Genomic DNA, 13,025 nt, shown 5'->3' with positions numbered 1-13,025 from the left:
GATTGCCTATCATCCGAATAGATATGCACATGTTCTGGGGTACCCTCTTTATCTACAATAAATAGTAGATTAACTAAAGGAATGAGGGACCACGCAATGGAGCAAACAACGGCTGTTCCAATCAGCAAGACAAAGCCGCAGACGCAGCGACCAGGAAGGTACAAACGGTATGTATGGGGATTTATCTTCATCTTGCCGGCTCTTGTCATCTTCACGCTCTTTCTGTGGCTTCCGATCTTTAAAGGGGTGTTAAACAGCTTCTACGACGTAGATTTTGTCAAAGGCAACACCTTCATCGGCTTCGACAATTACAAGACCGTCTTCGCGGACCGGGATGTGATGACGTCCGTGAGAAATACGCTCTATTATATGGGGCTCGCGCTGGCGATCGGGTTCTGGGTGCCGATCCTGTTCGCGTTGGCGATCTCGGAGATGCGCAGATTCCAAGGGTTCGCCAGAGTAGCGGCGTACTTGCCGTATGTCGTTCCATTCGTCGTATTGTACGGCGTATGGAGATGGCTGTATGATCCGGTCGGACCGATCAACGCCGTTCTGAAGAGCATTGGCCTGAGTCAAATCAACTTTATGGTTGACCGGGCCTGGTCGATGGCGTCTATCGTCATTATGGAGACATGGCAAAGCTTCGGCTCCGCGATGCTGATCTATCTCGCAGCGATACTTGCAGTGCCTCGCGATTGGTACGAGGCAGCTGAGATTGACGGCGCAGGCATATGGCACCGCATCCGCTATATTACGCTGCCGGCAATCCGCAACCAAATTATGCTGCTGCTCATGCTGCAGTTGATCGCTACGTCGCAAGGCTTCCAGACGCAATATGCGATGCTGGACGGCGGTCCGAACAATGCCACGCTGACCTACGCCCTCCTCATTGTAAAGTATGCATTTGTAAGACAGGATTACGGCGTTGCCTCCGCCCTCGGTGTGCTTATGTTCTTCGCGCTGAGCATACTTGCGATCGTTCAATACCGGATCAACAACAGAGGGGGAGTAAAATCATGAAGGCGCAAGAACGCACCATTATATCCAACTATGATTTGAAAAAGCCGGGCACCCGCTTGATGTATTATCTGATGAACCTGCTCGTGGTCATCATGATGTGCTGCATGGTGTATCCGATTCTGATCTCCTTGCTAAACGGCCTCAAGGCCAATACGGAGGTCAACTCCTTCCCGCCGACCTTCTTCCCGAAGGAATGGCATTTCGAGAACTATATCAAGGCATGGAACTATATTGATCTGCCGATGTACTTCAAAAACACGATGATGATCTTTGTCGGCAATATGGTTGTAACGGTCATCGTGCTTGGCCTGGCGGCTTACGCGCTGTCGAAGATGCAGGTTCCGCTGAAGTCGGCCATCTATTACTACTTTCTGATGACGCTGTTCATCCCGGCGACGACGTATATGATTCCGAACTTTATCAACCTGAAGGACCTCGGCCTGATGGGCTCATTCGCGGCGATCTGGCTGCCGGCAGGCGCCAATGCGTTTTTCCTGCTCCTGCTGAAAACCTTTATGGACGGCATCCATGTGGAAATCTTCGAGTCGGCCCGGATTGACGGAGCTTCGGAGATTAGAGGGTTCTTCCAGATAGCGTTCCCGCTGTCGATTCCGATCTTCGCGACGCTGTCGATCTTCGTGTTCGCGACCGCCTGGAACGACTGGTTCTGGCCAAGCTTTATATTGAGCCAAGAGAATAAGCCGCTGTCTGCGGCCATTCGGGACTTTGTCTTGAACGCCCGCCGGCTGGATCTGAATATTCGTTTTGCCATCCTGACCATTGTCATGATTCCGCCAATCCTTATCTTCCTCTTCTTCCAGAAGTTTATATTAAGAGGCTTGTACCTTGGCGGAGTAAAAGGCTAATCATTGATGATTTGTCATTATGTGCGAGATTATGACAGAACGTAAATCTGCACATGATCCGAATAGGAATACACATCGCCCTAGTGAATGCGCCTACATTATGATGAGCGTGTAAGCTAAATTTGAGAGGAAAAGGGGATTTTCAAATGCGTAAGATTTCGATGATGATTGCGGTAGTTCTTGCATTCACTCTCATCCTGGCGGCATGCGGGAAGAGCAATGGCGGCAACACTACGCCAAGCCCGAGCCCGAGCAGTACTCCTTCGGATACGAGCAGTGCTCCTCCTGCGGAGGATGACATCACTCAGAAGAAAGTGTCTATCAGTATCTATTACCCGACTCCTGACCGCGTAGAAGACCGCGCGCTGGAAGATGACAAGATCAGACGCTTCAATGAAGTGTTCCCGAATGTAGAGGTTATCAAGAGCGACTGGCAGTACAATCCGAATGAAATCGGCATCAAGATGGGCGCGAACGAAGCTCCAACGCTGTTCAACACGTACGCTTCGGAGGGCAAGTTCCTGGCGGAGAAGGGCTGGGCGGCTGACATTACCGACTTGTTCAACGCTTACCAGTACAAGGATCAAATGAACCCGATTCTGCAAGATCTGTTCACGGTTAACGGCAAAGTATACGGTATCGCACAACGCGGCTATCCGACTGGCGTGACGGTTAACAAAAAAATGCTGGAAGACAAAGGCATTGCGATCCCTTCGTTCGATTGGACTTGGGATGATATGCTGAATACGGCTAAAGCAGCTTCCGATCCGAATGCCGGCATCTCCGGTATCGCACCGATGGGCAAAGGCAATGAATCCGGCTGGAACTGGACCAACTTCCTGTTCACGGCTGGCGGCGACATCCTGAAGGTAGAAGACGGCAAGATCAAGTCAACGTTCAACTCCGACGCTGGCATGAAAGCACTCGAGTACTACGACAAGCTGAAGTGGGAAGCGAACGCGATTCCACAGGACTGGGCACTTGGATGGGGCGATGCGGTAGGCGCATTCGCACAAGGCAGAACGGCAATGGTTATCGCAGGTCCGGACGGTCCGGTCGATCAAGCGCTGAACCAAGGCGGCATGACGCCGGATGACATTCTGGTCTATCCGATCCCTGCTTACGAAAAAGGCGGCAAGCATTACGGCGTTCTGGGCGGCGACTTCCTGGTTATCAACCCTAACGCAACAAAAGACGAGCAAGCAATCGCATTCTACTATGCAACATTCGACTACTTCTCCGACAAAGGTCTGGAGTCGCTGGAGAGAAACATCCAGGAGCGTCAGGGTCAAAACAAATTCTACGTACCTGCCGTATTCCAATACTTCAAGCCTGACGCTGAGTATGGCGCGAAAGTAACGGCTCTGTTCAACAAATACGACAACGTATACCAATACGGTGAAGAAACAATGAAGCTGATCGACGGCAAAGCTGAATCGCCATACAATACGCAAGACTTCTACGGCGCGATGACGAATGTGATCCAAGAAGTATTCTCGAAGAAGGGCGTAGACATGAAAGTCCAGCTCGAAAATACAGCCAAGTTCATGCAAGAGAAATTCTACGATACAATTCAACCTTAATCATGACCATGCGGGGTTGTCCCAGGTAGATGCCTGCATCTACGGGGGCAGCCCCGCTTTACTTCCTCTAGGAATTTTGGGGGAAGGTTTTAACATAGGGAACGGGTGGTGGTTACATGTCGAAGCTGGCGCTGAATACAAGATGGCTGGCGTTATGGATAGGCATTGTCATTGTAGTCGCGATTGTCTGCATTTTAATCTTCTCAGGCTTGCTGAGCAGCGGAGGTAAGGCAAAGATGCAACTGAATGAAGAGGAAGGCTTGCTCATTGTGAGCAGCAAGCAATACGAAATGGCCTTTTATAAGGACAACGGTGGTATTGCTTATGTGAAGCAGCAGGGGGTTTCGGAGCAGCTGTCCGCCGGCAACCAGACATTGTGGTGGGCGATTCTGGGCGATGATACGTCTGTGCAGAGCTCAAGCGCCGAGTCCTTCACTTATGAATGGAAGAAGCGCGAAGGCGAGCTGCAGTTGCATTACAGCGGCCCGCTGCAAGTAGATGTGGATGTCCGGTTCGGGGATGACGACCGGATATATATGACGGCAACGCTTGCGAACAAGACTAGCCAAAAGGTGAAGACGTTCCGTTTTCCTTATGAGATGAAGATTAGCCAGAGCGGCGTGCAAGACGCGATTCTGCCGATGCTGCCGGGCGCCAAGCTGAAGAACGCATTCTTCCAGGAGAGCAACTCCTTCTCCGACCAATATCCGGGCGTTATGTTCGCTTCGTACCTGGCGATGCGCACGGATGCCGGCAATCTGGCCATGTATGATCTGGGCGACGAGACGACGCTGCTGACGGAGATCGGCTACAAGCATCAGATCAACGACTCCGGCAAAACCTCGTTTGTGCACAACTACCGGACATGGATTGATGCCGATCAGAAGTGGAGCAGCCCGACTGTCGTGCTGGAGATTGGCGGCGACTACACCAAGTCTATCGCCAGCTACCGGGAGCTGAATGGAATTGGCGGGTACCGTTCGCTTCAGGATAAGCTCGGCGACGATGCAGCCAAGTACTTCGAGCTTCCGCTGTATAAGACAGATATATCCGCGATCAAGGATGCGAATTGGGACAATCTGACGACCGGATTTATCGACAAGATGAACTACAATGGGATGATCCATCTGGTCGGCTTTCAGACCGGAGGCCATGACGAGAATTATCCGGACTTTATTCCTCCCGATACGAAGTGGGGCGGCAACGCGAAGTTCCAGCAATTCGTCAAGAATGCGCAAGAGAAGGGCAATATTGTCGTGCCTTATACGAATATGAGCTGGTGGGGCGTAAGCTCGCCGACGCTGGATCGGCTGCCGGAAGGGACGACGCTCGCCGATATTATGGTCGAGAAGGAGAACGGCACTGTGATGCAGGAGGATTACGGTCCGCACAGCGGCTATGTCGCCCATACAGGCCATCCGTTCTTCCGCGAGCGGACGGCTGAAGAGCATCGCAAGCTGATTGAGGATGCCGGCTTCGACGGCATATTCGAGGATCAATGGGGCATCCGCAACTCTCCTTATGTGTTCAACAAGACGATTCCGGAGGGGACCGACCCGTCGACGGCTTATTTCAAGGGGGTGCGCGATTATTTTGAGGCGCTGAAGCATCGCATGTACATCGAGGACGGCACGGATGTGCTGGCGGACGATTCCATCGGGTTCATGGGATCGACTTACCTCTGGGATATTCTCGGCTACCGCAAAAACACCGCATCCTATACGGAATATTACCCGCTGTCGGGCATGCTGATGAGAGACAAGGTGATGTTCTATCATCATAACCTCGCCGGAGAGACGATGACCGACGATCAGGATATGCTGCGCTGGAATTTGGCGATGGGCTATAACCTCAGCGCCGACTTCTACAACGGGGTTACCAGCCCATGGGTCGATGCGATCGGCGTCTTCCAGAAGCATGTGCTTGCCGGCTATGCCGATCAGCTGGTCCAGAATTATGAGCAATTGACGGACACGGCAACCCGTACCGACTTCGGCACGCATCAAGTGACGGCCAATTGGAGCAAGACGGATGCTTATGTGCTGGATGAGCATACGACGCTTGCTGTTGGCGGCTTCGATGTTCAGGCGAAGGACGGCAGCGTCAGAGCCGGCAATTATACCAGATACAACGGATTTGACCTCGACGAGGGCGAGCATGATCTGGTGGAAGTGCGGGGCAAGGATGCCATTCGAATCTATCAGCCGATCGGCTCCGATACGACGCTGAAGGTGAAGAAAGGCAATAAGTGGACGCATGCGCTTGCTGCCGCCTACCAGGCGGATGGGACGAAGATTGCGGATCTGCCTGTCAAAGAAGAAGGAGATTTCATCCTCTTTGATTACGTAGGCGTCATTAAAGAGAAGAAGGTCGGCTATGTCGAGCTGACCGGCTCGAAGGAGCCTAGCACGGCTTCAGAGTCCTTTCCGAAAGTGAAAGCGGAGATCAATCTTGCGCTCGGCAAGACGGTAACCGGTACATCGATGACAGCGGAGGCATTCGATCCGAAGCTGACGGTCGATGGCGATCCGTTCACGTACTGGGAGAGCAGCGCGAAGAAATTCCCGCAATCCTTGACAGTGGACCTGGGCGAAGAACATGCTGTCGGCAAGATCAAGCTGAGACTGCCGCCACAGGATGCGTGGGAATCAAGGACACAGGATATTGAAGCGCTAGGCAGCTCAGACGGTACAACGTTCACAACCTTAGCGCCATCGTCGCCGTATACGTATGATCCGAAGACGGGCAATGAGGTAGAGATTGTATGGGATGCCCCGGCGAACGCCCGTTACGTTAGAGTGACGATTACGTCGAACAGCGCTTGGCCGGCAGCGCAAGTATCTGAGTTCGAAGTGTATTAAGCGGAGGGAAGAAAACCTCGGCGAGAATAAGGAAACATGAAACAGCCCTTTGCGGACCAGCTCCGGCAAAGGGCTGTTCTGCGTGGCTTATGCGGATTGCTTGTGCGAATCTGCAATAATGCATGATAAGAACGGCAGCAAGCGCGTGCATAGGGGCAGATGTGCTCCGCGTCCTACCTGTGATAATATAGCAGCAGGAGATGAGAGATTTGAACGCATTATTGGAGATAAGAGGGTTAAGCAAGCGAATCCCCTCTGCCCGAGAGAGCTCAGGAGAACGAGTTCTGCTGCATAAGATAGATGCGGTGATCCGAGAGCCGGAAAGCATCGCCATTATGGGCGGTTCAGGACAAGGCAAGAGCACCCTGCTGCGAATATTGGCATGCCTGGATTCTGCGGATGAAGGAGATATGTATGTAAGAGGCGCTTCCTGCAGCAGCATGGAGCCGGCGAAGTGGAGAAGCCAGGTTTGTTACGTGGCTCAGCACGCCGTTATGCTGCCCGGCAGTGTGGAGGATAATTTGCGGACGGTGAGCCGGCTTCATGGAACGGTATACGAGCAGCCGCTCGCGGAGAGGCTGATGAAGCAGAGCGGGCTTGACCATATCCCTATGAAGGGGCCTGCGGGAGACTTGTCAGGGGGCGAGAAGCAGAGGCTCGCGCTTATTCGTTCTTTAATGCTGCGGCCTGCCGTATTGCTCTTAGACGAGGTTACGGCATCGCTCGACGCCATTAGCGGCAGGCTGGTAGAGGATATACTGCTGGAGTGGCATCGCGAAGAGGGGGCCGCGCTGGTCTGGGTCACGCATCATGCCGATCAGGCAAGCCGGGCAGCCTCCCGCATATGGACGCTGAAGGACGGAACGTTAACGGACAGCGAGCTTAGCTGTGAATCCGGCATCAGTGACGAGACGGCGGGGAGCGTGAGAGAGCGATGACGCTGCTGGCGCTGAGCTGTACGCTTATTTTTGTTTTTATTACGATGTTCGTATCCTTCTGGAAACGGCTTGGCCTTGAGAAGAGCATTGCAATCGGCAGCATTCGGGCAGCCGTGCAATTGCTTGCGATCGGCTATGTGCTGCAATATGTGTTCCAGACGGAACATGTTGCTTTTATCATTCTGATTATTGCCATAATGACCGTGGTCGCCACATGGAATGCATCAAGACGCGGCGCAGGCCTGAAGGGCGTCTTCTGGCGGATTGCGCTTACGATTGGAGTCATGGAGGCATTCATGATACTGTTCCTGATCGGGCTGAATCTCATCGAGCCGACGCCGCAATACATCATACCGCTCAGCGGCATGACGATCGGCAACGCCATGATCGTCTCCGGCCTGTTCACCACATCGATCAAGCGTGAAGTTGAAGCATCGCGCGGCGAGATCGAGACGCTGCTGTCTCTTGGCGCCAGCGGCACGCAGGCGATGCAAGGACCGATGAAGCGCGCAGTCAAGTTCAGCATGATTCCGACGATCGACAGCTTGAAGACGGTAGGGCTGGTGCAATTGCCCGGCATGATGACGGGGATGATTATCGCGGGAGCCGATCCGGTGGAGGCGGTCCGGTATCAGCTGCTAATTCTGTTCTCGCATACCGGCTCCGCTGCGATGACGAGCATGATTCTGAGCATGCTCTACCAGAAGCTGTTTTTCACGCCGGATGCGCGGCTGCGCAAGATCGAGAGAAGCTAGTCCTGGAGGGGCTTAGGCCCTTGCCGGCTGCTGGAGGAGGAAGCAATGGGCTATACCATTCTTATCGTTGAGGATGATCGTAAAATTGCTGAGCTGCTGCGGTCGCATATTGAGCGATATGGACATACCGCAGCGGTTGCTGAAGATTTTGGGCAAATTCTGCTGCAATTTCAGAGCCTGCAGCCCCATCTTGTATTGATGGATATCAATTTGCCAAGCTTTGACGGCTATTATTGGTGCAGGCAGATCCGGACGGTATCTACATGTCCGATTATCTTCCTCTCGGCCAGAAGCGGGGAGATGGATCAGGTTATGGCGATTGAGAACGGCGGCGATGACTATATGACCAAGCCCTTCCACTATGAAGTAGTGATGGCGAAGATCCGCAGCCAGCTCAGACGCGCCTACGGCGACTATGCGTCTGCGACGGAGGAGCGCGTCATCGAGCGCGGGGGGCTGGCGCTCTATCTGGAGAAGATGGAGCTGCGGCTTGGGGGCCGGTCGGTAGAGCTGACCAAAAAGGAAACCGTGCTGATGGAGGCGCTGCTCTTAGGCTCCGGCAAGCTTGTCGGACGCGAGGCTTTGCTGGAGAAGCTATGGGATGACTATGCGTATGTCGATGACAACGCGCTTAGCGTCAATGTAACCCGGCTGCGCAAGAAGCTGTCCCAGCTTGGCATTCAGGAGGCGCTGGAGACCGTGCGCGGCACAGGCTATCGGCTGAGTCCCAGCTGGCAGGAGGATGCGCGGTAATGCGGCTGTTCATACGAGAGCATATTCCGCTCACTCTTATTGTCCTGCTGCAGCTTATTATCGTGACTGCCGTCTTCTATCTGGATGGCTATCGCAGCTGGGAAGTGGCGGCTTATGCGGCGCTTCTGGGGCTTTGCGTCTTCGGCGCCTATCTGGGTTATCGTTATGCTACGCATCGCAGCTTCTATCAGATGCTGGGCCGGCAAGACATGACGATAGAAGAGACGACAAGCGTGGCTGGCTCGGCGCCGCTGCCTGCGGCGATGCGGGACTGGCTGGCCCAGCAGTATAAGAGCTATGATCAATTGCGGCTTGAGGCGGAGCGCAATCGGGAGAATCATGTCACCTTCATCAACCGCTGGGTGCATCAAATGAAGACGCCGTTGTCCGTGCTGGAGCTTATGCTTCAGGAGGATGACAGCGAGCGCGGCGCCAGCATGAGGGAAGAGACGGACCGTCTGCGTAAAGGGCTGGAGACCGTGCTCTATCTGTCCAGGCTGGAGACGTTCGAGCAGGATTTTGCAGTAGAGCGGGTTAACCTACGGGAATGGGCGAATGAAGTAATTCTGCATAACCGGAGATTGTTCATCCGCAGCGGCGTTTTCCCCCGGCTTGAAGCGGATGAGGAGCTGGCTGTACATGCGGACCGAAAGTGGCTTTCCTTTATCCTGGAGCAGCTGCTAGCTAATGCAGTCAATTATTCGAAGCAGGGCAGCGGCGGCAGTGTGGTTGTCGCCGCCTATCGAAGCGAGCGGGGGACGGTAGTAGAGGTGCGTGATCAAGGCGCGGGCATTCCGCCATCGGATCTGAAGCGCATCTTCCAGCCTTACTTTACCGGTGAGAACGGCAGAAGCTTCAAGGAGTCGACAGGTATGGGATTGTATTTGGTCAAGTCGGCAATGGACCGGATGGGATATCCTGTGGAAGCGGAGTCCCGTGTTGGTGAAGGGACCATTATGAGGCTTATTTTCCCACAGTGATTTGAGAAGGCGGATTCCAGCGGAATCCGTTTTTTTGTGTGGATAATGGAAGGTTCACCGCCCCGTTAAGCCTCGCAACCTTGCAATATTGTAAGGTAGATGAAGGAGTTGTTCATAGGTTCCCGGCGAGTTTCCGGCTACACTTAAGCTATACAAGAGGGCAGGAGTGGATTGCGATGGACATATTGGAAGTAAAGGGCCTCAACAAGATTTATCCCGGCAATGTTCCTTACCGGGCGCTGAATGATATTGACCTGACCGTAGCCAAAGGAGAGTTCGTCGGCATCATGGGGCCGTCAGGCAGCGGCAAGACGACGCTGCTTAATGTCGTCTCCACGATTGACCGGCCTACGTCGGGCCAGGTGCTGCTGAATGGAGCGGACCCGTTCCGCTTGCTGTCGGAGGGGCTGGCCAGATTCCGCCGCCGGGAACTCGGCTTCGTCTTTCAGTCCTTTAATCTGCTGGATACGATGACGGTCATGGAGAACATCGTGCTGCCGCTTACGCTGGATCGGACCAAGGTAGCCGATATGCTGGGCAGAGCGGAGCGAATTGCGGAGAAGCTGGGCATTGCAGGCATTCTGAACAAACGAACCTATGAAATATCGGGAGGACAGGCGCAGCGTACCGCCATTGCCCGTGCGCTGATCCATCAGCCGCAGCTGCTGCTTGCCGACGAACCGACGGGCAATCTGGATTCCAAGTCCGCCCGCGATGTCATGGGGTTGATGTCCGCGCTGAACAAGGACGAGAGCGCGACGATGCTGCTTGTGACTCACGATGCGATGGCAGCCAGCTATTGCGACCGCGTCATCTTTATCAAGGATGGGCGGACCTATACGGAAATCCACTGCGGCGACAACCGCAAGGCTTTCTACCAGAAGATCCTGAATGTATTGTCGCTGCTTGGAGGGGATGGACATGAATTTCCGGCAATTCGCGTATAGGAACGTCATCCGCAAGAAACGGACTTATGCCGCCCATTTTCTAAGCAGCGCCTTTTCAGTAATGGCGTTTTTCATCTACGCGGTGCTGCTCTATCATCCCGATCTGCAGGGACAGCTTAAATCGAGCAGTCAGACCGCGTCCTATCTGGCTAAGATGGGGCTTACGGTGTCGCAATATTTTATCTTTATCTTCTCATTCTTGTTCCTGCTTTATTCTACCGGCGCATTCCTCAAGTCACGCAAAAAGGAGTTCGGCATTCTGCTTGTGCTAGGCATGACAGAGAGGCAACGCATGAAGCTGACCTTTGCCGAGAATATGCTGATAGGAGTTGCGTCTATCGGCTGCGGCATCGGCGTGGGGCTGCTGTTCACGAAGCTGATGCTGCTTGTGAGCGCGCGGCTGCTTATGCTGGAGGAAGGGCTGCGCTTCTATCTGCCGCTGCAAGCGGTATGGATGACGGCGGGCGCCTTCGCTCTGTTGTTCCTGGTTGTATCGATTCTGACGATTCGGGTCGGACGGCAGACGAGCGTGCTGGAGCTGATCAAAGGGGATGAGAAGCCGAAGCCGGAGCCCAAGGCTTCGGTCTGGCTGTCGCTGCTTGCGGTCGTTCTCATTGCGGCAGGGTATGGCATGGTGTTCTTTTTCGTGAATTATTCGGCGTTTTTCTTATGGCTGCTTGGGCTGGCTGTCGGCTGCGTCGTGCTGGGGACGTATTTCTTGTTCACTCAGCTTAATGTATATGTGCTCCGGACGCTTAAGCGGCGCAAGTCGCTCCTGTTCCGCGGCATCAATCTGATGTCCTTCACCGATATGGCCTATCGGGTCAAAGACAATGCCGTCATGTTCTTCATGGTGGCGACCGTGATGGCCGCCGCATTCTCCGGCATTGGAGCCTGTCTGTCTGTAGGCGATCCCGGCAGAACGGAGCGAAATTATCCCTACGCCTTCACCTATTGGTATGCCTCGGAGCATGGAGAGCGAGCCGATGCGGCGATAACCCGCATTGACGAGTCGCTGCGGGGGAAAGGGTATTCTTTTGGGAAATCCAAGCTTGACCTTATCTATGCTGGCAACAGCAAATATAATCTTGTATCGCTGACCCAGTTCAACGAATTGGCTGCCATTAGAGGGCTTGGGCCACGGGAGCTCGCTTCAGACGAGATACTGATCGCTTCCGGCGTTGTCTCCAGGAATAGCAGCAAGCATAACGATGAAGCGGTGATGCAAGCTGCAGCGGAAGCATTAAAGGTGCACGGGCAAGGAGAGCTTCGGCTGAAAGAAAGAGTAAGCGACGCCGTTATCGCGCAGACGGATGATGTCGTCGTATTGCCTGACGAAAAGCTGGAGCTGCTTAGACAGGAAGGCGCAGCAGCAGCCTCAGCCATGTATTATGCCGTTCCGGAATGGCAGGAGACGCTGGAGCTGGCAAGAGAGCTTCAAGCCGGGTTGTCGGCGGATTTCGCTGAAGTCGGCCAATTCTCCGCGCTAGCGATCGAGCATTATGAAGAACGGCAGCTTAATGGCATTTTGCTGATCATCAGCGTATTGGTCGGCGCTGTCTTCTTTACCTTTGCGGCAAGCTTCATTTATTTCCGGTTATACGCCGATGTGGAGCGGGATGAGAAGCAGCTTGGCATGACGAGCAAGCTGGGGCTTAGTCCGAAGGAGCTTGCACGATTGGTTACGCGGCAGCTGACGGTTATGTTCTTCCTGCCGTTCCTGCTCGGCATGGCGCATAGCGCGGTTGCGTTTATCAATATGGCGAACTTGACGAACACTTCTATGCTGAACAATGGATTAATCATTTATGGCGCATTCTTTGGCATTCAGCTTCTTTATTTCCTGCTGATCCGCTGGCGGTATCTGAGCAGAATGCGCAGGAAGCTGGCTTAAAACAGACAGGCCACCCGAGAGCTGCAGGAAGCAGCATTCGGGTGGCCTGTCTGTTAGGCGGGCAAGCTTAACGTTTTCGCAGATCGAAAAACTCGCATGCCGATCTTTTATGATACATCAAATCGCTCACGGTGGATTGGGTCACAACGGTATGCTCGTCGAACCTTACGATCACGGAGCTCGCATCTACGATGTGGTTATCCTGGAATACCCGGATACGCGTCCCTTTCTGCAGCGCCTCTTCAAAATCCGCGTCCGTCAGCAGCCTTCGGTTAAGCGACATGTTCGAACTCCTTTCCCGGCAAAGCTTGTTGCCTGTCATTGATTCATGATCTATAGTCTAGCGCATGATGGGCATTCGAACAACATCGGGCCAGGTAGGCTTGCGATTCTTTGGATGTCAGCAGTCCTTGAAGGGGAGATCCGCC

Annotated in this window: 11 protein-coding genes; 10 read left to right on the top strand and 1 reads right to left on the bottom strand. The window is 53.7% G+C overall.

What is annotated here, in order from left to right:
• Positions 1-96 precede the first annotated feature (96 nt).
• The 10 genes from D3P09_RS06995 to D3P09_RS06950 all read left to right on the top strand — a co-directional run bounded on the left by D3P09_RS06995 (position 97) and on the right by D3P09_RS06950 (position 12,597).
• The gene (locus tag D3P09_RS06995; protein ID WP_120108279.1) at positions 97-1,020 is read left to right on the top strand and encodes a carbohydrate ABC transporter permease; all 924 of its coding nucleotides are present in this window, start codon (positions 97-99) and stop codon (positions 1,018-1,020) included.
• Entirely contained in the window at positions 1,017-1,886 is an 870-nt protein-coding gene (locus tag D3P09_RS06990; RefSeq protein WP_120108278.1) for a carbohydrate ABC transporter permease, read from the top strand. The genes D3P09_RS06995 and D3P09_RS06990 overlap by 4 nt, the downstream gene beginning before the upstream one ends.
• Before the next feature lie 146 nt (positions 1,887-2,032).
• Positions 2,033-3,469, top strand: a complete 1,437-nt coding sequence (locus D3P09_RS06985) for an ABC transporter substrate-binding protein (protein WP_120108276.1) — start codon at positions 2,033-2,035, stop codon at positions 3,467-3,469.
• Between the two features lie 116 nt (positions 3,470-3,585).
• The gene (locus D3P09_RS06980) at positions 3,586-6,330 is read left to right on the top strand and encodes a discoidin domain-containing protein (protein ID WP_120108274.1); all 2,745 of its coding nucleotides are present in this window, start codon (positions 3,586-3,588) and stop codon (positions 6,328-6,330) included.
• A gap of 209 nt (positions 6,331-6,539) precedes the next feature.
• Entirely contained in the window at positions 6,540-7,268 is a 729-nt protein-coding gene (locus tag D3P09_RS06975) for an ABC transporter ATP-binding protein (protein ID WP_165867334.1), read from the top strand.
• Positions 7,265-8,023, top strand: a complete 759-nt coding sequence (locus D3P09_RS06970) for an ABC transporter permease (protein ID WP_120108271.1) — start codon at positions 7,265-7,267, stop codon at positions 8,021-8,023. The genes D3P09_RS06975 and D3P09_RS06970 overlap by 4 nt, the downstream gene beginning before the upstream one ends.
• 45 nt (positions 8,024-8,068) lie before the next feature.
• The gene (locus tag D3P09_RS06965) at positions 8,069-8,776 is read left to right on the top strand and encodes a response regulator transcription factor (protein WP_120108270.1); all 708 of its coding nucleotides are present in this window, start codon (positions 8,069-8,071) and stop codon (positions 8,774-8,776) included.
• On the top strand, positions 8,776-9,756 hold the full coding sequence (locus tag D3P09_RS06960; RefSeq protein ID WP_120108268.1) for a sensor histidine kinase: 981 nt from the start codon (positions 8,776-8,778) through the stop codon (positions 9,754-9,756). The genes D3P09_RS06965 and D3P09_RS06960 overlap by 1 nt, the downstream gene beginning before the upstream one ends.
• A 176-nt stretch (positions 9,757-9,932) precedes the next feature.
• On the top strand, positions 9,933-10,703 hold the full coding sequence (locus tag D3P09_RS06955; RefSeq protein WP_120108266.1) for an ABC transporter ATP-binding protein: 771 nt from the start codon (positions 9,933-9,935) through the stop codon (positions 10,701-10,703).
• Positions 10,678-12,597 (top strand): FtsX-like permease family protein, encoded by a 1,920-nt coding sequence (locus tag D3P09_RS06950; protein ID WP_165867333.1) that lies wholly within the window; start codon positions 10,678-10,680, stop codon positions 12,595-12,597. Before D3P09_RS06955 ends, D3P09_RS06950 begins: the two co-directional genes overlap by 26 nt.
• 67 nt (positions 12,598-12,664) lie before the next feature.
• Here D3P09_RS06950 and D3P09_RS06945 read toward each other — a convergent pair whose 3' ends face one another.
• Positions 12,665-12,880 carry a hypothetical protein gene (locus tag D3P09_RS06945; protein WP_120108263.1) on the bottom strand — a complete coding sequence of 72 codons (216 nt, stop codon included), beginning with the start codon at positions 12,878-12,880 and terminating at the stop codon, positions 12,665-12,667.
• Positions 12,881-13,025: the final 145 nt, after the last annotated feature.

Source organism: Paenibacillus pinisoli (assembly GCF_003605435.1).
GTDB classification, from domain to species: domain Bacteria; phylum Bacillota; class Bacilli; order Paenibacillales; family Paenibacillaceae; genus Pristimantibacillus; species Pristimantibacillus pinisoli.
This window is presented reverse-complemented; position numbering and strand designations above follow the sequence as displayed.

Coding starts and splice junctions, on each gene's coding strand:
- D3P09_RS06985 (WP_120108276.1), top strand. CDS start 2,033: ATGCGTAAGATTTCGATGATGATTGCGGTAGTTCTTGCATTCACTCTC.
- D3P09_RS06980 (WP_120108274.1), top strand. CDS start 3,586: ATGTCGAAGCTGGCGCTGAATACAAGATGGCTGGCGTTATGGATAGGC.
- D3P09_RS06945 (WP_120108263.1), bottom strand. CDS start 12,880: ATGTCGCTTAACCGAAGGCTGCTGACGGACGCGGATTTTGAAGAGGCG.
- D3P09_RS06960 (WP_120108268.1), top strand. CDS start 8,776: ATGCGGCTGTTCATACGAGAGCATATTCCGCTCACTCTTATTGTCCTG.
- D3P09_RS06990 (WP_120108278.1), top strand. CDS start 1,017: ATGAAGGCGCAAGAACGCACCATTATATCCAACTATGATTTGAAAAAG.
- D3P09_RS06970 (WP_120108271.1), top strand. CDS start 7,265: ATGACGCTGCTGGCGCTGAGCTGTACGCTTATTTTTGTTTTTATTACG.
- D3P09_RS06995 (WP_120108279.1), top strand. CDS start 97: ATGGAGCAAACAACGGCTGTTCCAATCAGCAAGACAAAGCCGCAGACG.
- D3P09_RS06950 (WP_165867333.1), top strand. CDS start 10,678: ATGAATTTCCGGCAATTCGCGTATAGGAACGTCATCCGCAAGAAACGG.
- D3P09_RS06955 (WP_120108266.1), top strand. CDS start 9,933: ATGGACATATTGGAAGTAAAGGGCCTCAACAAGATTTATCCCGGCAAT.
- D3P09_RS06965 (WP_120108270.1), top strand. CDS start 8,069: ATGGGCTATACCATTCTTATCGTTGAGGATGATCGTAAAATTGCTGAG.